General features: G+C 50.2%; 19 protein-coding genes. 12 read left to right on the forward strand and 7 right to left on the reverse strand.

The features are described from left to right. From infA to rplQ, 7 genes are read left to right on the forward strand one after another with little or no spacing between them, the layout of a single operon-like run. Entirely contained in the window at window positions 1-219 is a 219-nt protein-coding gene (gene infA, locus CYPRO_RS04115) for a translation initiation factor IF-1 (RefSeq protein WP_114983411.1), read from the forward strand. A gap of 5 nt (window positions 220-224) precedes the next feature. Beyond that, window positions 225-341 (forward strand): 50S ribosomal protein L36, encoded by a 117-nt coding sequence (rpmJ, locus tag CYPRO_RS04120; RefSeq protein ID WP_114983412.1) that lies wholly within the window; start codon window positions 225-227, stop codon window positions 339-341. Window positions 342-362: 21 nt separating this feature from the next. Next, window positions 363-743, forward strand: a complete 381-nt coding sequence (gene rpsM, locus CYPRO_RS04125) for a 30S ribosomal protein S13 (protein WP_114983413.1) — start codon at window positions 363-365, stop codon at window positions 741-743. A 22-nt stretch (window positions 744-765) separates the two neighbouring features. After that, entirely contained in the window at window positions 766-1,170 is a 405-nt protein-coding gene (gene rpsK / locus CYPRO_RS04130) for a 30S ribosomal protein S11 (RefSeq protein WP_114983414.1), read from the forward strand. Window positions 1,171-1,190: 20 nt separating this feature from the next. After that, window positions 1,191-1,796: a 30S ribosomal protein S4 gene (gene rpsD, locus CYPRO_RS04135; RefSeq protein ID WP_114983415.1), complete on the forward strand. Its 606-nt coding sequence runs from the start codon at window positions 1,191-1,193 to the stop codon at window positions 1,794-1,796. Window positions 1,797-1,823: 27 nt separating this feature from the next. Then, window positions 1,824-2,813, forward strand: coding sequence for a DNA-directed RNA polymerase subunit alpha (locus CYPRO_RS04140; protein ID WP_114983416.1), 990 nt, complete (start codon window positions 1,824-1,826; stop codon window positions 2,811-2,813). A gap of 12 nt (window positions 2,814-2,825) precedes the next feature. Beyond that, window positions 2,826-3,290, forward strand: a complete 465-nt coding sequence (rplQ, locus tag CYPRO_RS04145; protein WP_114983417.1) for a 50S ribosomal protein L17 — start codon at window positions 2,826-2,828, stop codon at window positions 3,288-3,290. Between the two features lie 377 nt (window positions 3,291-3,667). Here the strand turns inward: rplQ and CYPRO_RS04150 are convergent, their stop codons facing one another. After that, complete coding sequence (locus CYPRO_RS04150) at window positions 3,668-4,798, reverse strand: flavin monoamine oxidase family protein (RefSeq protein WP_164682522.1); 1,131 nt, start codon at window positions 4,796-4,798, stop codon at window positions 3,668-3,670. 190 nt (window positions 4,799-4,988) lie between these two features. Here CYPRO_RS04150 and CYPRO_RS04155 point away from each other — a divergent pair, with 190 nt between their 5' ends. Next, a complete protein-coding gene (locus CYPRO_RS04155) occupies window positions 4,989-5,864 on the forward strand; it encodes a hypothetical protein (protein ID WP_114983419.1) in 876 nt (291 codons plus the stop codon). A gap of 272 nt (window positions 5,865-6,136) precedes the next feature. Here the strand turns inward: CYPRO_RS04155 and CYPRO_RS04160 are convergent, their stop codons facing one another. Next, a complete protein-coding gene (locus CYPRO_RS04160; RefSeq protein WP_114983420.1) occupies window positions 6,137-7,516 on the reverse strand; it encodes an NAD(P)/FAD-dependent oxidoreductase in 1,380 nt (459 codons plus the stop codon). A 332-nt stretch (window positions 7,517-7,848) separates the two neighbouring features. Here CYPRO_RS04160 and CYPRO_RS04165 point away from each other — a divergent pair, with 332 nt between their 5' ends. Then, window positions 7,849-8,688 carry a hypothetical protein gene (locus tag CYPRO_RS04165; RefSeq protein ID WP_114983421.1) on the forward strand — a complete coding sequence of 280 codons (840 nt, stop codon included), beginning with the start codon at window positions 7,849-7,851 and terminating at the stop codon, window positions 8,686-8,688. Window positions 8,689-11,049: 2,361 nt separating this feature from the next. On the opposite strand, the gene CYPRO_RS04175 is transcribed toward CYPRO_RS04165, so the two are convergent. The 3 genes from CYPRO_RS04175 to CYPRO_RS04185 form a co-directional block, all read right to left on the reverse strand. Then, complete coding sequence (locus CYPRO_RS04175) at window positions 11,050-12,237, reverse strand: PQQ-dependent sugar dehydrogenase (RefSeq protein ID WP_114983423.1); 1,188 nt, start codon at window positions 12,235-12,237, stop codon at window positions 11,050-11,052. A 57-nt stretch (window positions 12,238-12,294) separates the two neighbouring features. Beyond that, complete coding sequence (locus CYPRO_RS04180) at window positions 12,295-13,188, reverse strand: hypothetical protein (RefSeq protein WP_114983424.1); 894 nt, start codon at window positions 13,186-13,188, stop codon at window positions 12,295-12,297. Window positions 13,189-13,598: 410 nt separating this feature from the next. Continuing rightward, the gene (locus tag CYPRO_RS04185; RefSeq protein WP_114983425.1) at window positions 13,599-13,880 is read right to left on the reverse strand and encodes a hypothetical protein; all 282 of its coding nucleotides are present in this window, start codon (window positions 13,878-13,880) and stop codon (window positions 13,599-13,601) included. Between the two features lie 134 nt (window positions 13,881-14,014). Here CYPRO_RS04185 and CYPRO_RS04190 point away from each other — a divergent pair, with 134 nt between their 5' ends. Further along, a complete protein-coding gene (locus CYPRO_RS04190) occupies window positions 14,015-14,734 on the forward strand; it encodes a PmeII family type II restriction endonuclease (protein WP_114983426.1) in 720 nt (239 codons plus the stop codon). Here the strand turns inward: CYPRO_RS04190 and dcm are convergent. Then, complete coding sequence (gene dcm / locus CYPRO_RS04195) at window positions 14,703-15,959, reverse strand: DNA (cytosine-5-)-methyltransferase (protein WP_114985690.1); 1,257 nt, start codon at window positions 15,957-15,959, stop codon at window positions 14,703-14,705. The genes CYPRO_RS04190 and dcm overlap by 32 nt on opposite strands. Window positions 15,960-16,671: 712 nt before the next feature. Here dcm and CYPRO_RS04200 point away from each other — a divergent pair. Next, complete coding sequence (locus CYPRO_RS04200) at window positions 16,672-17,757, forward strand: McrB family protein (protein ID WP_114983427.1); 1,086 nt, start codon at window positions 16,672-16,674, stop codon at window positions 17,755-17,757. Beyond that, entirely contained in the window at window positions 17,744-20,116 is a 2,373-nt protein-coding gene (locus CYPRO_RS04205; protein WP_114983428.1) for a DUF2357 domain-containing protein, read from the forward strand. Before CYPRO_RS04200 ends, CYPRO_RS04205 begins: the two co-directional genes overlap by 14 nt. Here the strand turns inward: CYPRO_RS04205 and CYPRO_RS04210 are convergent. Further along, a complete protein-coding gene (locus CYPRO_RS04210) occupies window positions 20,113-20,541 on the reverse strand; it encodes a very short patch repair endonuclease (protein WP_114983429.1) in 429 nt (142 codons plus the stop codon). The two genes, CYPRO_RS04205 and CYPRO_RS04210, sit on opposite strands and share 4 nt — an antisense overlap. Window positions 20,542-20,558: the final 17 nt, after the last annotated feature.

Below are 20,558 nucleotides of genomic sequence, written 5' to 3' on the forward strand. Positions count from 1 at the left end.
ATGGCCAAGCAAGAGCCCATTAAGCAGGAAGGCACCATCGTTGAAGCATTGCCGAATGCGCAGTTTAAAGTGAAGCTTGATAACGGTCATGAGATCCTTGCACATGTTTCGGGTAAGATGAGAATGTTCTACATCAAAATACTGCCCGGCGACAAGGTAACTGTTGAAATGTCTCCGTACGATTTAACTAAAGGCAGAATCACCTATCGGTACAAATAAACATTATGAAAACGAAATCTTCAGTCCGCAAAAGATCTTCCAGCGATAAAATTGTACGCCGGAAAGGACGCATTTTCATCATCAATAAGAAAAATCCGCGCCATAAACAGCGTCAGGGTTAATACAGTAATCAGTATCAAATTATGGCAAGATTAGCAGGTATCGACTTACCAAAGCAAAAGCGCGGCGTTATTGGTCTAACCTATATTTTCGGTATCGGAAATACCCGTGCTCAAAACATCCTCACCGAACTTGGTATATCACCGGATACCAAAGTGGGGGACTGGACAGAGGATCAGGTTATTGAAATCCGTAAGTATCTTGACGAGAATTTCAAACTTGAGGGTGCATTGCGTTCTGAAGTGAACAGCAACATCAAGCGACTCATGGATGTTGGATGCTACCGTGGCCTTCGCCACAGAAGAGGTCTCCCGGTAAGAGGTCAGCGTACCAAAACCAACGCGAGAACCCGCAAGGGCCGCAGGAGAACAGTAGCTGGTAAGAAAGCAGCTCCCCGTAAGTAATTTCTAAACGTGAAAGCATAAAATGGCAAAAAGACAAGCTAAAACGGCAGCTGCCGCAAAAAAGAAAAAAAAGCAGCTCTCAGATCCTAACGGCCTCGTATTTATTAAGGCGACCTTCAATAACGTGATTGTTACCATTACGGACACAAGCGGCAACACGATTTCATGGTCTTCTGCAGGTAATCAGGGCTTCCGGGGTTCGCGTAAAAATACCCCATATGCTGCACAGCTAAGTGCTGAAACCGCAGGTCGGGTGGCATACGACATGGGCCTGAGAAAGGTAAACGTTTTTGTGAAAGGCCCGGGTACCGGTAGAGAAGCGGCTGTTCGTGCCCTCGGTGCTTTAGGCTTTGAAGTTGATTCCATTAAGGATACAACACCCATCCCGCACAACGGCTGCCGCCCTCCCAAAAGAAGAAGAGTCTAATTCAATATATTTAATTCAACATGGCAAGATATACAGGTCCCAAGCAAAAAAAGGCCCGTCGCTTTAAAGAGCCAATCTTTGGTCCGAGCAAGGCGGTAGAAAGAAAACCCTACGGTCCGGGGCAGCATGGCAGATCCCGCTTCCAGAAGAAATCAGAATACGCCATTCAGCTTGAGCAAAAGCAGAAGGCCAAGTACACCTACGGTCTCCTCGAGAAGCAATTCCGTAATCTCTTCAAAAAAGCGAGCGCCAAAGAAGGTGTTACCGGTGATAACCTGATGAAATACCTTGAAGCCCGTCTCGACAATACCGTATTCCGTCTCGGCTTCGCACGTACACGCCGTCAGGCCCGTCAGCTTGTTACGCACCGTCACATCATCGTGAATGGCATAGTCGTAAACATTCCGTCGTACACCCTGCGCCCGGGCGATATTATCAGCGTGCGTCCTAAGTCCAAAGATCTCGAAGTCATTAACGACTCCCTCGCTCCAAGCCCGAAAAGCCGTTACAACTGGCTCGAAGTGGACAAAAAGCTGATGAGCGGACGCTTCCTGCACTATCCTGAAATGGAAGATATTCCTGAGAATATCAACGTGCAGCTTATCGTTGAGCTCTATTCTAAGTAATCTGAATTAACCGTACGAGAAGTTTTTATGAGCAATACAAATCTCCAAATGCCAAACAGCTTGATGGTTGATGAATCCTCCGATACATTTGGTAGATTCGTTTTACAGCCATTAGAACGCGGTTACGGTGTTACAATCGGTAACTCTTTTCGCCGGGTGCTTCTTTCATCCCTGCCCGGTGTTGCGATCACAGCCATCAAAATTGATGGCGTAAAGCACGAGTACTCGAGCATTAACGGTGTTTCTGAAGATGTTTATGATATCATCCTGAACCTCAAAGGCGTACGCTTTAAGCAGGTCGAGCAGAGCACCGGAGTCATTAACGTACACATCAAAGGCCCGGGTAATTTTACCGCAGCCGATATTAATGACAACAGCGCAGAGTACACCGTACTCAACACCTCTCATCACATCGCAACCCTGGCTGAAGACGGCGAAATCCGTATTGAGCTTCACATGGGGCGTGGCCGCGGCTATGTGACCTCAGAAGAGAACATCATCGAAGAAGAAACCGATATCGGCGTTCTTCCCATCGATACCATCTTTACGCCCATCAAGTCCGTGAAATACAACGTTGAGAACGTACGCGTTGGACAGCGCACCGACTACGAAAAACTCGTGATGGAAGTCACAACCGATGGTTCCGTAAATCCCAAGGAAGCCCTTACGATTGCTGGAAAGATTCTCAAGGATCATATCGAGAAGTTCATCACCGAAGAAATCGAAGAGCCCTTCACACAGGAAGAAGAGGAAGTTGATGCAGAATCCATCCGCATAGCAAACCTCCTGAGAACGAGTATCGAAGATCTCAACCTCTCCGTGAGAGCTTACAACTGCCTGAAATCAGCGAACATCAACTCCATCGCTGAACTCGTTTCAAAGGATGAGACAGAGCTGTTGCGTTTCCGGAATTTCGGTAAAAAATCGCTCAACGAGCTGCAGGAAGTCATCGAAGAGAAAAACCTGCACTTCGGCATGGATATCGCCAAGTATTTAGACAAAACCAAAAATTTATAAGGAACGTACGTAATGCGCCATCAGGTAAGAGGCAGAAAATTAGGGCGTACCAGTTCACACCGCAACGCAACTATGCGTGCGCTGAGCAATGCCCTCATCAAAAACCACAGAATCGTTACGACCCTTGCCAAAGCCAAAGAGCTGCGCCGCTATGTAGAGCCGCTCATCACCCGCGCTTTGAAGGAAGATAACCCGCACAATCGCCGTCTTGTTTTTTCATTCCTGCACGACAAGTACGCCGTAACCCATCTCTTCGATGAGGTTGTACCCACGATTGGCGAACGAAACGGGGGCTACACCCGCGTCATAAAACTCGGTAACCGCTCCGGAGACGGTGCACCAACCGCAATTATCGAACTCGTTGACTACAACGAATCAACTGTAGAGTCAACCGGTTCCAAGCGCAAAAGAACCCGTCGTGGCGGCAAAAAGAAAGCCGACAACGAGCAGGATACAGAGGAAAAAGCAGAAGAGTAACCCCTCCAAAACTGCGAAATGCCGGTTTCAGCGCTTCATCAAAATAAGGCAGTCAACTTCGGTTGGCTGCTTTTTTTGTGTTTAAAACAAGGACAATCAGAACCGGCCAAGAGTGCTGAAAAAACGGCGTCCCGGGCAGTTCCGGCTTTTTTGTTTTTTGGGAAAACTCCGGGAGCATCAGGAGTTTGGCGGGCAGGCTCCGGGCCTCCAAAACGAAGATGGGGTCCTTGCTTTTTAGTGTGTGTAACCAGGCTGCGGAGATCAGCAAAGACGTGGTATCATAAAAAAAATCAGCGCCGATAGAAGAAAGCGTACACGTTCCGAAATTTGAATCAGCACGCCAAAACCTGATAGGAATCTGTACCCATCAGACCTCATCACCCATGTGAAGAAAACCAGGCTGCGGCAGCTTCGGCGGCATGTTCCGCGCTTGCGACCGCGCCCTCCATGTAGCCGGGATGCACGGAAGCCGTTTCCGTGCCCGATAGGATAAGCCGCCCGCCCAGCAGCGGCTGACGAAATACCGGATGTCCGTTGTGCTGATGCGGCGGGATAAAGCCGGAATGCGGACTGTGTGTGAAGGCTTCCTGTTTCCAGTTGCACTCATAGTAGGTGCCATGATCACCCGCTTGCGTGCCGAGCAGCCGGTTGAGCTGTTTGGTCGCGGCGGCTTCACGGTCTTCAGGCGTAAGCTCCGAAAGACCCGGGTGCAGAAAACCGATGAGGGCATGATCCCGCTCTGAGGAATGATCATAAAGTTCGGTAAACGGGCCTGCATTACTGAACAGGGTGGTGACTGCCCCATCCTCCTGCCGGAACAACCGCGGATGCGTGCTGGAAAATCCCGCTTTGATTGATTCAGACATCCAGGTGTGGGTTTGGGAAGCAATGCGGTGCAGGGTACCCGGCAGAGGGGGATCAAAAATAATGCTGTGCGTAAGCAGACGCGGCGGAAGGGTGCTGATAATCACCGAAGCAGCATAACCTTCATCCGGGGTTTCAACCAGCATTTTTGTAGTTGCACCGGAATTGGCGGAAGCAGCCTCCGTGGAACCTTCCTGTTCATCACGTACCGCCCGCACAGCAAGAGGCGGCGCATTGCATACAAGTTCGCCCTCACCAAGGGAGGAAATCAAAGCCGTTATAATCCGGTCTGTGCCCCCCTTAATCCGAAAGCTTTGCGGCTCGCCGGATGGCAGCTGAACCCGTTGCGGGGGCTGCGCGGGTGAAAATTCATAAACCGCTTCGCTGCCCATGCGCTGCGGAATGGTCTCAATGCCGAGGCGCGTCAGCAGTTTTTGCAGACGCCGGTGATCGGGTGAGAGCCAGGTTGCACCCATCTCGAGTGGTGCCGCAGCTTCCGGACGCAGCGTGCGGATACGCCCGCCGGGTTCAGGCCGTGCTTCAAGAATTCGCAGTCGCAAATCAGGCCGTTGCTGCCGCAGCAGATGGGCCGTGAGCAGGCCGGAAAGACCGGCACCAAGAATCAGAATGTCAGATGTTTTCATGCGGGGAAGAACAAAGCCGGTTGCTGCAGGATTCACCATAAAATGGAATTCAGCCCTGCCCTGCAATGTTATCTCATCTATAACCATAAGGGCAGCATTAACTTGACGGCTAAACTCAAAAAAGCTTCCCATACGCCAAAGTAAAATAAGAAAGAAGCAAACTATTCAACCCATCACAGAGAGACGACTTATGAATATACGCAGCACACATTCCCCCAAAGCACGCACAGCCAACAGGAAGAAGCATAGCAAGAAACGATGGCTGAAGCTGCAGGTACTCTTATTGGTCATGCTGTTAATGGCAGGCACCCATACTGTTTACGGACAGAGCCCGGACGATCCGGTCATTCCGGAAGGAATCGGCGTACAGCAGGAATCACTGACCGGGCTGCAGATCGGCCTCGATATCGAAACCGGCGGATTCTGGTTTTCCCGCAACGACGCCCGTATTCCCGGAGATACCGGGACCAAATTCGACCTCCGCGACCTCACCGGAACAAGTCCGGAGCCCTTCATCCGGCTCAACCTGAAACTGGGCTTCGGCGATCGGCACAATGTCCGGCTGTTGTTTGCTCCCCTTGCCAAAACCGGCACCGGACAGCTTTCGGAGCTCGTACGCTTTGAAGATTCCGAATTTGCGCCCAGCCTGCCAACCGAAGGCACCTTCAGATTCAACACCTACCGCGCAACCTACCGCTACGACTTTTTCCGCAACGACCGCTGGGAAATCGGTGCAGGGGCGGCGGTGCTGATCCGTGATGCGAAAATTGAACTCACGCAGGGAGAACTGAACGAGCGGAATACCGACCTCGGCTTTGTGCCGCTCCTGCACTTTCGCACCTCCGCTTTCCTGACGGACCGCTTCACGGCCGTGCTCGATGCCGAAGGGCTGATCGCACCGCAGGGACGTGCCTTCGACGTAAGCCTGCACGCAGATTACCGCCTCAGTGATGCCTTCAGCGTTTTCGCCGGCTACCGCTTTCTTGATGGCGGCGCGGATAATGATGAAGTGTACAGCTTCGCCTGGATCAACTACCTCAAAGCGGGACTCAGTTTTCGTATTTGAAGCAAGCTCATAAGCTGGACAAACCTACGTTTTCCGGCTTGCTCAGGAGTTACACTTTCTGCATAAAGAGAAGGCAGACCCGAAAACCGGAGCTGCCTTTTTTACGATCCAAACATGCACCTGCGGTGCTTTAATTGGGGGGGGAATCTTTTGTCTACAAAGATTTAGCGCCTGCCGGAGTTATTTGGAAATAAACATCCCAAAACGCTTCATTTCAACAACGGCGTAAATCGTATTCGGGAATCAGCAAAGCACATCAAAGGTCAGCATCCCTACACATAGCCGTTAATCATCACATTGCGGTAGAGCTGTTTGAGAATGTGCACCTTGAAATTCCACCAGAGACGGGTTTCCCGGGTTGATTGATAAATCCACTCGTTGACCAGTTCGCCGTTGAAGTCGAACTCGAACATCATGCAGCGTCCGTGACGGGTGAGCAGCGGACAGCCTGAGGTGCCGTCGTACAGATTGCTGAGGGAGCGGCCCATGGCGACATCCACAATATTGCCGGCAACCGCAGGTGCCTGTTTGCGGATAGTCGCTGCCGTTTTCGGCGCTCCGGTCGCGGCACAATCGCCCACCGCGAAAACGTTCGGGAAGCGTTTGTGCTGCAGGGTTTCCCGGTCGACTTCCACCTGACCGCCAATACCCTCCGCGGTGAGTGGCCCTTCCCGCAGGGGCTTCGGGGTCTGAAACCGCGGCATGGGATGCAGTAAATCATAGGGCTGACGCACCTCACGGGTGTTGCCATCCGGCAGACGTTTCTCAAAATACGCCACGCGGTCGGCTGTGCTGATCGCCTTCAGCTCGGTATGATAATGGTTGTGCATACCCCGGTCTTCCATCATCGGCATGATGATTTTATCAATCTTGGGCACAACAGGGAAGAGGGAAGCCTGAGGCGAGTAAAAATGAACGTCAATTTCTTCCCGCCGGCCCTTGCGGCGGAACATATCCTCTGTGAGCCAGGTGATTTTCTGAGGCGCACCTCCGCACTTCACGTAGCCGCTGGGATAGGTTGTTACAAATTTGCCGCGCTCAAAACGATCGGCGAGCGCCTTAAACTTGATGCCCGATTGCACATCATAAATATTGGCGGCATGATCGGTCTGCAGGGCGTCGCGCAGGCCTTCAACTGAGTCAAGGTTGGTCTGCACGCCCATGGCAACGACGAGATAATCATAAGAAATGACCTCGCCTTTTTCGGTAATCACGCGGTTCTCATCCGGCTCGAAAGCCTTCACATAGTCCTTCACCCACTTCATGTTGGGCATCATAAGGGAAGCCTGATCATAAATCACTTCGTCGGGCCGGTAGACCCCAGCGGCCACAAGCGTGTAGCCGGGCTGATAGTGATGCTCCGATCTGGGTTCAATGACGGTGATTTCCATATCCGGCACCGCCCGAAGCAGGCGCGCAGCAACCGTGAGTCCCGCGATACTACCTCCGGCAACCACAATTTTCAGTTTACGCAGCGCTTTTGACTCGCGCCGGTTGACCTCCAGACTCTTCCGGTAACCTACAACGCCGGCACCGCCCCCAACGAGCAGCGCGCCACCGCCGAAACCAATATACTTAAGCGCATCGCGGCGGCTGATACCACCGCTTTCGTTTTCCTGTTGCCCGTCGGGCGAATTGCGTTCATCCATCATAATACAGCTGTTAAAAATCTATGATTAACTGCATGCGATGTACGGACTGTCATAAACGCACTGCAGCACGACCTCAGGAATTTTCCGGCAAAAACCTTAATAACCTGATAGCTATATAATAATATAAGGGTTATTAATTTGCAAGTTCCAAGAAGTAACCCGTTTGCAGTACAGTTTTCGCCCTTTTAACTTCTCACAGCGATATCCCGTCAGGACTTGGACATCCGTCTTTTGGAAAAGCCTGCGTAAACCAATAGTTTACCTAAAATGCATCATGAACGTGACACCTGCGGTTTGCTTCCCCAAACTATTCCTTCAAAAACCCAAAAACCATGAAAAAAATATCTTTTTCAGCCAGGCTGTTCAGCCTGATGCTTGCCATACTTTTCATGCCCGTACTCCTCAGCGCACAGCCCTCTGCCACGCAGCTCCTCAACGACATCAAGCGGACCAATGCCGGCTACCTTTCCGGTGTTGAAACCGTGTCGCTTGTTAATGCGATGGAAGGCTTCGGTTTTACCATGCAGGAGCGCGAGCACTATCGCAAAATCACGGAAGCCGGACACACGCGTCTTGTCGGGGAAGAGGAAGGCGACGATATCAGTATGGTCGGCCTGCTCAACCTCAGTGCCGATGACCTTGCTGCACTTGTGAACGGTGCCTCCCGCATCGGGACCGAGCGCCGCGACGGGCAGCGGATGATTACCCTTTTTGTGGATGATCCCGATGTAATTGAATCCTTCGGCGACCCCTTGCCTGAGGCAGATGATGAAGACGATTTCGAAGACTTCAGCTTCGTTAGCATGAAGCTGTGGATAGGCGCCGCTGATTACCTTCTCTATCATGTTGAAAGCACACTTGAAAACGATCAGGGTGCACAAATGGAGGTCATCTTTACCCTGTCTGACTACGAGCGGCACAGCGGTCTGCCCCTGCCCGGTCAGGTTGAGGTTACTATGAAAGGCCTTGGTGCCCTTATGGACGATTCCGAGCTTGCGGAAACCCGCCGGGAATTGGAAGAAATGATGGCAGAGCTTGAAAACATGCCCGAAGCACAGCGCAATATGATTCTCTCCCAAATGGGCCCGCAGCTCGAACAGTTCGAGCAAATGATGGAGGGAGGCGACACCTCCTTCGCCATTAAAATTCAGGACGTCAGAATCAACGAATAAGCAAAAATAACAGGCTTTTAGTGCCGGAACCAAAGCCCGCGCTGAAAGCCTGTTTACATTTAAAGAGGCGGTACCACACCTCCTGCCCCGAAGTTCAGGCGCACTACCTGTACCGGTTCTGTTTTTTTGGGGAAAACGCCGTGAACATCACTGGCTGCGGTGAAAGCTCAGGGCACCCCAAATCGGTGTTGTGCGCCTTGCTTTTTTGTTATGGCGGTAGAATCGCAAATTTTTCTGTCAAAACAGCTACGGATGACGGGCTAAATCCCATTTTTGGGGGCAATCAGCCCGCCCTCGTTTTTGAACAGGATTTTTAGGATTGCAGGATGAACAGGATGATTGTGGGACCGTGGAAGGCTCTCTTCTTTAATGCGGACAAAACCATTCGGTTATTCATGGATTCGCGCCATTGATTATTGAACCCTGACCAGAAGTAAAATGAGGAATTGCGCACTACGCCCGTCCATCCAAAAATGAATGTACCGAGATCCCAACCTGGTCCGACACCGAATCAACCCTGAAGGGGTTGCATGTTTATAGAAAAATGCGTTGCCCCCACCATTCCCCCGCGCGCGCCGAAGGCGCGCATGCGGGGCCGGGCGTACAGCCCGTAACAAACCCGCAACAGCCGTGGCGTAGAGACGCAGTGCATTGCGTCTCTACCGTGCCGGGACACGACCTCAATTTTCAATATCTGAATCCCCAATCACGTCCGCTCCTTTTTTTGAACAGGATTTATAGGATTACAGGATGAACAGGATGATTTTAGGTTTGTGAAAAGCTCCTCAATTCATGCGGACAAAATCTATCGGTTGCTCAATGATTCCCACCATTGTTTCTTTAACCGCAACAGCCATGCAATAAAAAAATGCGCACTACGCCCGTCCATCCAAAAAATGAATGTACCGAGATCCCAACCTGGTCCGGCACCGGATCAACCCTGAAGGGGTTGCATGTTTATAGAAAAATGCAACGCCCCCCACCATTTTCCGCGCACGCCGAAGGCGCGCCCGCGGGGCCGCGGGGCCGGGCTGTACAGCCCGAAACAAACCCGCAACAGCCGCGGCGTAGAGACGCAATGCATTGCGTCTCTACCGTGCAGGCACACGACCCCAAATCCCGTCCGTCCCTGTTTTGAACAGGATTTTTATGATTTACAGGATGGACAGGATGATTTTGGGACGTCAGAAGGCTCTCCTCTTTAATGCGGACAAAATCTTTCGGTTGTTCAATGATTCCCACCATTGTTTCTTTAATCGCAACCAGGCATTGAACGAAAAAATGCCCACAATGCCCGTCCATTCAAAAATGAATGTTCCGAGATCCCAACCTGGTCCGACACCGGATCAACCCTGAAGGGGTTGCATGTTTATAGAAAAATGCAACGCCCCCCACCATTTTCCGCGCACGCCGAAGGCGCGCCCGCGGGGCCGCGGGGCCGGGCTGTACAGCCCGAAACAAACCCGCAACAGCCGCGGCGTAGAGACGCAATGCATTGCGTCTCTACCGTGCAGGCACACGACCCCAAATCCCGTCCGTCCCTGTTTTGAACAGGATTTTTATGATTTACAGGATGGACAGGATGATTTTGGGACGTCAGAAGGCTCTCCTCTTTAATGCGGACAAAATCTTTCGGTTGTTCAATGATTCCCACCATTGTTTCTTTAATCGCAACCAGGCATTGAACGAAAAAATGCCCACAATGCCCGTCCATTCAAAAATGAATGTTCCGAGATCCCAACCTGGTCCGGCACCGGATCAACCCTGAAGGGGTTGCATGTTTATAGAAACCGCACCGCCTCCCACCATTCCCCCGCGCGCGCCGAAGGCGCGCATGCGGGGCCGGGCGTACAGCCCGTAACAAACCCGCAACAGCCGTGGCGTAGAGACGCAGTGCATTGCGTCTCTACCGTGCCGGGACACGACCTCAATTTTCAATATCTGAATCCCCAATCACGTCCGCTCCTTTTTTTGAACAGGATTTATAGGATTACAGGATGAACAGGATGATTTTAGGTTTGTGAAAAGCTCCTCAATTCATGCGGACAAAATCTATCGGTTGCTCAATGATTCCCACCATTGTTTCTTTAACCGCAACAGCCATGCAATAAAAAAATGCCCACAATGCCCGTCCATTCAAAAATGAATGTTCCGAGATCCCAACCTGGTCCGGCACCGGATCAACCCTGAAGGGGTTGTATGTTTATAGAAAATGCGTTGCCCCACCATTCCCCCGCGCGCGCCGAAGGCGCGCATGCGGGGCCGGGCGTACAGCCCGAAACAAACCCGAGACAAATCTGGCGTAGAGACGCAATGCATTGCGTCTCTACGACGTGCTCTGCCCGCCTCAGCCGCTGACCTTTACCCCCGCTCAATCCGGATCAGCCGCCCGTTGCTTTCATCGGTGAGCACATACAAATGTCCGTCCGGACCAACCCGTACATCACGGACGCGATCACCAATCGTGAGCTTTTCTTCTCCGACAACGGTTTCCCCTTCCAGCATAATCCGGCGGATTTCCCCGCTCACGAGACCGCCGCTGAACAGGTTGCCCTGCCATTCGGGGAACACCTCCCCGTGATACACCGCAAGCCCGCTCGGCGCCTGCGCGGGGGTCCAGACCACCAGCGGATCAACCTTGCCCGGCTTCTTCGTTTTCCGGCTGATGCGGGTGAAATGATACTCGCGGCTGTAAGTCACCAGCGGCCATCCGAAATTGCTGCCTTCGGTGAGGAGATTCAGCTCATCGCCCCCGCGCGCGCCGTGTTCATTCGCCCACACGCGACCGCTCACCGGATCGTACGCCAGCCCCTGAATATTGCGGTGTCCCCAGGTCCAGATTTCGGGCAGGACGTCCTCCCCGGCTTCAGCCTCCGTAAACGGCGCGCCCTGCGCGGCGCGGCCCGCATCGGTCAGCCTCACCACCGTACCGAGGTGATTCCTCCGGTTCTGTGCCTGCTCCCGTATCCAGCCGCCGTCGAAGCGGATGTAGTTGCCGCCATCAGCAATGCTCACGAGCAGCTCATTGCCGGGCAGCCAGGCCATGCGCGAGCCAAAATGCTGATTCCCGGTTTTGGCGACATTGGTCTCGAAGATGACTTCAACCGCGGTGAGGCTGCTGCCGTCAAAAACGCCCCGCGCGACCGTCGTACGGTTGGCATCGCGGTCGCCCGCAGCGTAGGTGAGGTACACCAGCCGGTTTTCCTCAAAATCCGGATGCAGCGTAAGGTCAAGCAGTCCGCCCTGACCATCAGCAAACACGGGCGGCACGCCGGCAACCGGATCCGGCAACAGCACGCCATCGCGCACAATCCGAAGCCGCCCCGGACGCTCGGTAATCAGCAGCTCATCCTCGCTGATCCACGCCACCGCCCAGGGGTGCTCCAGCCCTTCGAGCACGGTTACGGCCTGCCAGCCTAAGGCCTCGGGCACATCCCCCGAAAGCCGCACGGGTCCCTCGGGCATGCGGCAACCGGCCAAAACCACAAAAAGCAGGAGGAAAATCAAAACCGGCCGGAAAGAAAAGCGGAAAAAGAAATCAGGTTTCATGAGGGGAAATATTAGGAGGTGGAAAGATGGGGTTCAGAAGGGCAGGGGAGCTGCATATCAGCCGTCTGTCTGCTTCTGCTCGAGCTTGCTCAGATACACATAAATCAGCTGCGACAGGATTCCGGTGAGCAGGGCTACGGCTGCAATCCAGCCCCCGTAAATGGGATCGGCCGACAAAGAAATGCGCAAAATTACGGTCGAAGATACAAAACCGGCATTCCTGAATAAGCGCGCATAGGTTTGGCTGAACATAAAAGAAGCAATGAAAATAAACACATCAGCAAAAATCATGACGGTGTAGAATTCGACAAAAAATATAACATTCAGATCAAGGCTGAAGGGCACTTCATAAAAAATAAGGCGATAGGCCGCTGTACTAAATTCATACGCAGCATAAAATGTAAGACTGGTGAACACAACGACCAAAAAAAGAGATACCTGTTTTTTCAGCGTAATGAACTTGGTGATTTCCTTATCCGAAATTGCTGCAAGCCCTTTACGTTTCAAACTGACATGATAGAAAACCCCAACCAGCAGAAAAAGCAGCAATCCGCTGCCGAGATCCGTGGCAATCTGGAGAATAGCTTCCTTTTGTTCCGCAATCTGATCAAAGCTCTCAAAATTGGAAATATCCTTAAAAACCCGCCTGATGATAATAAGGGAAATGATTTCGTACTGTTTGCGAATCGACTCAGAAAAAGAAAGCGGCAGGGCCAGAATCAGCAGATACACCTCATAAACCAAAATGATGCTGAAGGGCGTGTACAGCGCAGCCAGATAATTGGGGTTGAGGCCGCTGAGCAGGATGTTATCAGGAAAACTGTTTCGCAGGAAAATCAGAATCAGGTGCCCGAAAAACAGGAAAAAAGAAAAATAAACCGTCCACTGTTCCGCTTTATGTTTAACGGAAGCGCTGCTGAGGATGTCATATAAGCGGTTAATTTTTAGCATGATGGGCTAACGGTGCCGCCTCCTGATTCATTCCGGTGGTTTGGTTTCAAAGAAAGGCAGGAGCGGTGGCACACCCGCACAAATAAGGGCGCGCGCATTTTGGCGGACTTTTTCTGCGGGGCCCGTCACCGGTTTACCTGCCCGCCCCAACATCTCATCATCTAATCCTCTGCACCTGCACCCGCACCCGCAGAACTCCCGGGCCGGATGCACCCCGTAACAAAAAGGGACCGGCACCCGCCCCCCGCTGACCTCAAAGCCGCCTCACCTTCGGGCACGCTTTGGAAAACAGGCCAACCCCCCGCCCAAACCCGCAACCCCAACCCGACCATGACCCGAACATGACCCGAATGTGACCCGAACGTGAAGCACACCGGAAATGAGTAGAGATGCGAGAAATAGGGGGGGGCTTACACGCATGAACCGGCTGAAGCCGAATCCACCCCCGGCTGCACACAGCGCTGCATCTTCCCGCACCAATACCGATCCAGCTCAGGCTCCATCATCATACTTTCAACCAGTGCCAAATCGGCAACGAGCATGTGGCTCAGGTAGGATTGCTGCTGATATTGGAGGGCGTCGGCCTCAGAGGCGAAGGCCAGGTAAATTTCGCCTTCATCAACGAGGAAAAAGGGGAAGGCGGGGGACCAGAAGTCTTCGGTGATAGTAAATCGAATGGGTGTGGATTTCATCAACTGATAAATGGGAGGTGTATTGATTAAAGATGTAGTCAGAAAAAATGGCTTGTAGCTTTCTTGTAAATAAAGTATGTTTGATTTTCCGACTAGATTAGAGCAAATATCTATTTAAATATAAAAATAATAATATGACAAACGAAGACGAACTTATTGAAAAGGTTGTAGACTTTGTTGAACAAAGTATTTTTCAGCCACACATTAAGGCCTCATTGGAAAAGCATACTAAATTACGGTCATATAAAATAAACCCAATAATAGTAAAATATTTGTCTAAAGTTTTGGAGGATGAATACACCCCAATAGGTGTTGCGAAAGCTTTATATTTTCCAAGGGTATTAGGAACTTCAATAAATACTTCTTTTGGTACTCAAGTGCAAAATATGTTTGTTGAATTAGGGATCGCCCAGGGTTCGATGATTAAGGGGATGGATATTGAGTTTATAGATAGACATGATAATCGAAAAAAATGGTGTCAGCTAAAAGCGGGGCCAAACACTATTAACTCTGAAGACGTAAAACCGATATTGTCAAAATTTGAAGGTACAATTAGACTTGCTAAAACAAACAACGCGATGCGTGGCATAAGAAACTCAGATTTTATTGTCGGTGTATTATATGGTACATCAAACGAGCTCAGTCAGCACTATCGTAAAATTAATGATGTTTATCCGGTTTATATTGGTAATGAATTTTGGAGTAGGATAACTGGGTATGAGAATATTTACAGTAAACTGGAAGATGAAATGCAAGCAATGATTGAATCTTTAAATACGCACGATTTTATAAACCAAGGTTGTAATACACTAGCTGAGGAAATTAGCCGGTCATCGATTTTTGACTTTCGTTAATAATACTGCTATACCTGTTTAAAAAGTCAATTAACGAATAACCAATCTCTTCTCCAAGGTTTACAGGTACCGCGTTACCGATCTGTTTGTACTGCTGAGCTATGGAACCCGCAAACTGCCAATCGTCGGGAAACGTCTGAATTCTAGCGTATTCCCGAACTGTAAAGGGTCTGGTTTCGTCTGGATGGCATCTTTCAGTTTGTTTTTGAGCGGGACTGCAAGTTAATGTGAGGCATGGCTCATCCCATCCAATCCTTCTTGCCATTCCCGTTTTACCTCCATCAAGGTGGTAACTCCCTCCCATATACTCTTTTTGAATGTCAATTGGCAAGTCTCTCCAATAACCTTTAGGCGGTACCATCTCCATTACCTTCTTTTTGTATTTAGGGTATTTTGCACCATCAGATTCGGGAACATCTGAATCAAAAAGTTCGCCTTTCTTTAGCGCATCAGATAGATTATAGATGCGATTATATTTTGCTGGATAGTTATATTCGACTTCTACATCTTTACGGATTGCTACAAGAAAAACTCGTTCACGTTTTTGTGGAACTCTATAATGTATAGCTTTTAGTATTTGTACTGGTACTACATTATACCCTATTTCATCTAAAATAGATATCATACCTTGTATAGTTCTGCCGTTGTCATGGCTTAATAACCCTCTTACATTTTCACCAACACACACAATGGGCTGTACTTCGTCAACAACTCTTGCAAATTCATAGAAAAGAGTTCCACGGGCATCCGAAAGACCAAGTTTTTTACCAGCATAGCTAAAAGCCTGACATGGAAAACCTCCGGTAACGATGTCCGTTTTACCTTTAAAGGACGAGAAATCAAAATCTTTTATATCCCCTTCTAAAATATTCCAATGCGGTCTGTTCATACGAAGTGTTTCGCATGCCCATTTGTCAATTTCGTTAAGAGCTATACAGTTCAAACCTGATTTTTCTAAGCCAATCGCAAGCCCCCCCGCGCCTGCGAAAAGCTCAAGAACAGAGTAAGGTTTATTCGATGGAACATAGTTTGTTTCATTGTCCTGTACACTTCGGTCAAATAGATCCCCAACAAATTGATTTAGCATTTCTTTTTTATAGATACGGTAATTAGAAACGGGTTCACGGCTTGCGATTAATAGACCTTCTCGATCCCAACGTCTAAGGGTTTGTTTACTTTTGCCTAGGTAATCAGCAGCTTCACTTAGTGTATAAAATTCTTTCATAACCTTGTTGTTAAACATTGCTCATTGGTTATTAATATAAACAGGTTCATTATTTGTTCCTAAATTAATCACTTTAAAAAAATGACTCTTAAATTAAATATTATCAGCACCATACTTCTTTGATAGGTCTGTTGTGATAGAAATAAATTTGTTGAAACCGATAGATTGAGTAGGTTAAAATTAAGGAAACAAGGTTCTTCATTTGATAAAAATGAATTTTGTGCGATTAGCTTATAGGTGTGTTTGTTGGCTGTCAATTTTCTTGACAACTAAATGATAGCTCGCTATTTATCAGTAAAAAAAATTAGAACAATAAGATTTTAGCTGAATACCATTTATGTCTACTGAATTAGAACACGAATTTAAAAACTGGTTGGAAAGAAACCACCCCAAACCTTCCAATGCTTCCAGTTCATATCTGAGAGCGCTCGAAATTTTCTCGGCTTATATGGCGGATAGCGGGCTCGCAGGAAAAAGTTCAATTTTTGAGGTAACTGACGAAAACATGCTCCAAGTCTTGTATGATGAGGCCAGAGCGCAACAAAAAGATCCTGATTCCAGGTTGCATCAATCTGGCCCAACCAGTTACGGTGAAAAGGGATTTTATTCTGCTGCAATAAACAGGTATATGGCATTCTTACAAAAAGAGAAGACCAAAGAAAGATTATCAAACCAATCTGACTTAACTAAACATTTTTATAGTAAACTGGTAGTGAGCGGTCTTCTGTTCTCAGACCAAACAATCCTCCGCTTCATCGCCTCTCTCCTTACCAAACCCTTCGTAATCCTCACAGGCCTTTCGGGTTCCGGAAAAACCAAGCTTGCACAGGCTTTTGCGATGTGGATTTCTGAGAGCGAAGAGCAGTACTGTTTGGTCCCGGTAGGTGCTGACTGGACGAACCGGGAGCCGCTTTTGGGCTACCCCAACGCGCTAAAGGATCAGGAGTATGTGAAACCGGAAAACCGGGTTCTGGATTTAATCCTCGGGGCAAATCAAAACAGTCATCTGCCGTATTTCCTAATTCTTGACGAAATGAACCTCAGCCATGTGGAGCGTTATTTTGCTGATTTCCTGAGTGCCATGGAGTCCGGAGAAAAAATAGCGCTGCATAGCGGGTCGGAAGCCTGGAACGGAGTGCCGTCTTCGCTTAAACTGCCGGATAACCTGTTTATCATTGGTACAGTCAACATTGACGAAACGACCAATATGTTCAGTCCCAAAGTGCTCGACCGCGCCAGCACCATTGAGTTCAGGGTCAGTAAATCCGATATCCACAGTTTCCTCGACGAAATGCAGTCCTTAAATATGAAAGCCCTTGAAGGCAAAGGAGCCGGTACGGGTGCTTCTTTTCTTGAAATGGCGCGCACTAAAACGCATGGCGCAATGCCTGATAAAGGTCTTCGTGAAAGCCTGCTGCTCTTTTTCGAAGAGCTCAGTAAGACCGGTGCCGAATTCGGGTACCGGTCAGCTTCAGAAATTGTCCGGCTGATTCGTAACCTTGAAGCGCTTGACCCTCAAGGAGCGCTTACGGCAGATCAGAGGCTTGATATTGCGGTGATGCAGAAACTGCTTCCCAAACTGCACGGCTCAAGACGAAAACTTGTGCCGGTACTGAAAACCCTGGCCGGGCTGTGCCTGAAGGAAGTCCGTGAAGATATCGTCAGAGATGTTTTGGGCAATACCGCCTATACCGCAAGCGATCCGGATAACGTGAAGTACCCGCTTTCGCTGGAAAAGATTACCCGCATGTATCAGGGCGCGATTGATAACGGATACGCAAGCTATGCAGAAGCCTGATCCTGTTTCTCGTCCCGTTTCTGATGGGGTTCTGAAAATCCCGCTGGATACGGTTGAAAAGGGACTCAAGCTCATTATTGAAGAGCGCAGGAAAGGTACGCTGTTTGAACTTGATGCCGTGGCTGAAGGATTTCATGAAGCGCGGCATCAGCTCCTTGAGGGGCAGTCGTATGATTTTGAATTCAGCAGCAACGATTTTTGCTTCGGTGAGCCGAAAGTACGTGCCGGTCGTATAGTGCAGGCCCGAAAGAGCAGACCGCACATGGGTACCCTTGAGCCGAATATTTTTGTAGGTACGCTGCAGCTGGATGTTTGCCGCAAGTCTCAGCCGGAGGTCAGCTGCGGTGCCGTTCAGCTGGAAGTGCAGTCCGTTAAAACCGGCTACCGTGACGATTACCGGAATATGCTCGAATATATCACGGACCGCTGCACGGCCCTGCTTATGCAGTCGGATTCGCCCGTGCGTCAGATGGTTGAAGTCGATTATGAAGCAGACTATGAAAGCCTGTATCAGCGCTTTGCGTTTGTACGGTCTGTGATCGGGTCAGATGATTTTGCGGCTGCGGTACACCGGGTTGTTACCGCACCTGTCACAGGCTGGCGTGAAATCAGTGAGAAGCAGGATGTGCGCAGAATTCGCCGGTTTTCGGCTTCCGGTATTCGGGAAATTACGCAGGGCCGCAACCGTCAGCAGCTTTCCGCCTTGCACCCCCTCGCACAACAGGGCATTCCGAGCATGCCTGCCCGCGTACACAGCAGCATAAAAACAGACTCCGTCGATACGCCTGAGAACCGTTTCATAAAATATGCACTCGAAAGTTTTGCTTTTTTCTGTGCAGGTATTCATGAAAGCGTATCTGTGCAGCCGGGCTCAGCCCTGCATACGGAATCGGCTGATTTGGTGAACAGGCTGGAATCATGGCTGCAGCACAGCATGTTCCGCGAGGTCTCGCGTCCGGCAACGCTTCGCATCAACAGCCCGGTGCTGCAGCGGAAAACGGGATACAGGGCAGTGCTCCGAGCATGGCTAATGTTTGACCTTGCGGCCAAACTGGTCTGGCGCGGCGGTGATGATGTGTATCAGGCCGGAAAAAAAGACATCGCGACCCTGTATGAATACTGGCTGTTTTTCCAGCTGACCGATCTCTTTAGCGGGATGTTCCGCCTCGAACAGCAGGCACTGGAAAAGCTGATAGTGCCGGACACTTCGCAGCTGAATCTCACCCTGAAGCAGGGCAAAGAAACCATCCTTCACGGTGTATTCAGGACGGAAAGCCGTGCACTGCAGGTTCGGTTCAGCTATAACCGCACGTACAGCGGCACATCGTTCGAAAAAAGCTATCCTGGTCCGGGCAGCTGGACCACCGCAATGCGGCCTGATTACAGCCTGACGGTATGGCCTGCCGGAATTAGTGAGGCGATTGCTGAACAGGAAGAGCTGATTGTTCACATACACTTCGACGCCAAGTATAAGGTAGAAAACCTTGCCGACTATCTTCGGGAAAGGGCTGAAGCTGCTCCGGAAATGATAGATTCTGAAAAGCAGCGTGAGCGGGAGGGGCGTTATAAAAATGCGGATCTGCTTAAAATGCACGCCTACAAGGATGCCATCCGGCGCACGGGCGGCGCGTATGTGCTTTATCCCGGCGACATTCCCGTGAGGCGGCAGGGCTTTCACGAAATCATCCCCGGACTTGGTGCTTTCCCCGTGAAGCCTTCACGGGATGAAACCGGCATACAGGAACTTCGGCAGTTTATTGAAGAGGTCATCCGGCACTTCATCAACCGTTCGAGTCAGCGGGAAAAAGCGGCACTAAAACTGTGGCAGGTGCACCGAGAAGAACCAAAGGTCAATCACTCGGTTGCCCGCTCTGTCCCCGAAGCTTACGGCGTGAACCGGGATCATATTCCCGACGAAACGCAGGTGCTGGTGGGTTACTGCAACAGGCAGGAACAGTTTGACTGGATTCGGGCGAAGAAACGCTATAATTTCAGAACAGACGGCAGTCAGGGTTCTCTTGTGCTTGACAGCAAAACGGTAACTGCAAAATACTTGCTGATCCACAGAGCGGGGAAGGATGAAACGGCTGAACTATGGGAGATCATTTCGGATGGTCCGGAAGTTTTTTCAAAAGAAAAGCTGCTCCAAATGGACTATCCCGGTCCGTCGCAGCCCTATTATCTGGTAATCAAAATCAAAAAGGCTTCAGCCGGGGAATTCAGGGGTTTGGTATGGGAGCATGGTAAACTTGCCGGTTATAAAGAAGGCTTAAGGAAAGGGCTGCCTTTCACGGTCACACTTTCAGAGCTGATGGCCGTATCCCGTAAAGTACCGGTACTGACCGGGGAGCCCGATTAAGCAGGGTTATTGTCGGTAATTTCCGCAAATACCCGGTTCAGGGCTAGTTCCCCCTCATCCCCCCTCAGCTCACATTCCCAAACGACAATCACTTTCCAGCCTGAAGCCCGGAGTTTAGCGTATGCGGCGGCGTCACGCTCACGGGTGCGGCTGATTTTGTTTTCCCACCATTCGGTGCGCGTTTTGGGCATCACAAATTTGGGGCAGCCCTGATGACCGTGCCAAAAGCAACCGTTAACAAATACAGCGGTCCGGTATTTACGGAAAGATAAATCCGGCTTACCGGGCAGTTTTTTACTGTGCAGCCGGTACCGGAGTCCGCGCCGGTGCAGTCCCGAACGCAGCCGCATCTCCGGCTTCGTATCCTTCGACCGGATGCGGCTCATGTTAAAACTACGGGTTTCGGGAGTGTGGACGTCGGCCATGAAAAGTGAAAGTTTGA

The sequence above is a fragment of the Cyclonatronum proteinivorum genome (assembly GCF_003353065.1).
Classification (GTDB): Bacteria; Bacteroidota; Rhodothermia; order Balneolales; family Cyclonatronaceae; genus Cyclonatronum; species Cyclonatronum proteinivorum.

Bases quoted from the DNA above. Each gene is read 5' to 3' on its own strand.
- infA (WP_114983411.1), top strand. From the start codon at position 1: ATGGCCAAGCAAGAGCCCATTAAGCAGGAAGGCACCATCGTTGAAGCA.
- rpmJ (WP_114983412.1), top strand. From the start codon at position 225: ATGAAAACGAAATCTTCAGTCCGCAAAAGATCTTCCAGCGATAAAATT.
- rpsM (WP_114983413.1), top strand. From the start codon at position 363: ATGGCAAGATTAGCAGGTATCGACTTACCAAAGCAAAAGCGCGGCGTT.
- rpsK (WP_114983414.1), top strand. From the start codon at position 766: ATGGCAAAAAGACAAGCTAAAACGGCAGCTGCCGCAAAAAAGAAAAAA.
- rpsD (WP_114983415.1), top strand. From the start codon at position 1,191: ATGGCAAGATATACAGGTCCCAAGCAAAAAAAGGCCCGTCGCTTTAAA.
- CYPRO_RS04140 (WP_114983416.1), top strand. From the start codon at position 1,824: ATGAGCAATACAAATCTCCAAATGCCAAACAGCTTGATGGTTGATGAA.
- rplQ (WP_114983417.1), top strand. From the start codon at position 2,826: ATGCGCCATCAGGTAAGAGGCAGAAAATTAGGGCGTACCAGTTCACAC.
- CYPRO_RS04150 (WP_164682522.1), bottom strand. From the start codon at position 4,798: ATGAAAACATCTGACATTCTGATTCTTGGTGCCGGTCTTTCCGGCCTG.
- CYPRO_RS04155 (WP_114983419.1), top strand. From the start codon at position 4,989: ATGAATATACGCAGCACACATTCCCCCAAAGCACGCACAGCCAACAGG.
- CYPRO_RS04160 (WP_114983420.1), bottom strand. From the start codon at position 7,516: ATGATGGATGAACGCAATTCGCCCGACGGGCAACAGGAAAACGAAAGC.
- CYPRO_RS04165 (WP_114983421.1), top strand. From the start codon at position 7,849: ATGAAAAAAATATCTTTTTCAGCCAGGCTGTTCAGCCTGATGCTTGCC.
- CYPRO_RS04175 (WP_114983423.1), bottom strand. From the start codon at position 12,237: ATGAAACCTGATTTCTTTTTCCGCTTTTCTTTCCGGCCGGTTTTGATT.
- CYPRO_RS04180 (WP_114983424.1), bottom strand. From the start codon at position 13,188: ATGCTAAAAATTAACCGCTTATATGACATCCTCAGCAGCGCTTCCGTT.
- CYPRO_RS04185 (WP_114983425.1), bottom strand. From the start codon at position 13,880: ATGAAATCCACACCCATTCGATTTACTATCACCGAAGACTTCTGGTCC.
- CYPRO_RS04190 (WP_114983426.1), top strand. From the start codon at position 14,015: ATGACAAACGAAGACGAACTTATTGAAAAGGTTGTAGACTTTGTTGAA.
- dcm (WP_114985690.1), bottom strand. From the start codon at position 15,959: ATGAAAGAATTTTATACACTAAGTGAAGCTGCTGATTACCTAGGCAAA.
- CYPRO_RS04205 (WP_114983428.1), top strand. From the start codon at position 17,744: ATGCAGAAGCCTGATCCTGTTTCTCGTCCCGTTTCTGATGGGGTTCTG.
- CYPRO_RS04210 (WP_114983429.1), bottom strand. From the start codon at position 20,541: ATGGCCGACGTCCACACTCCCGAAACCCGTAGTTTTAACATGAGCCGC.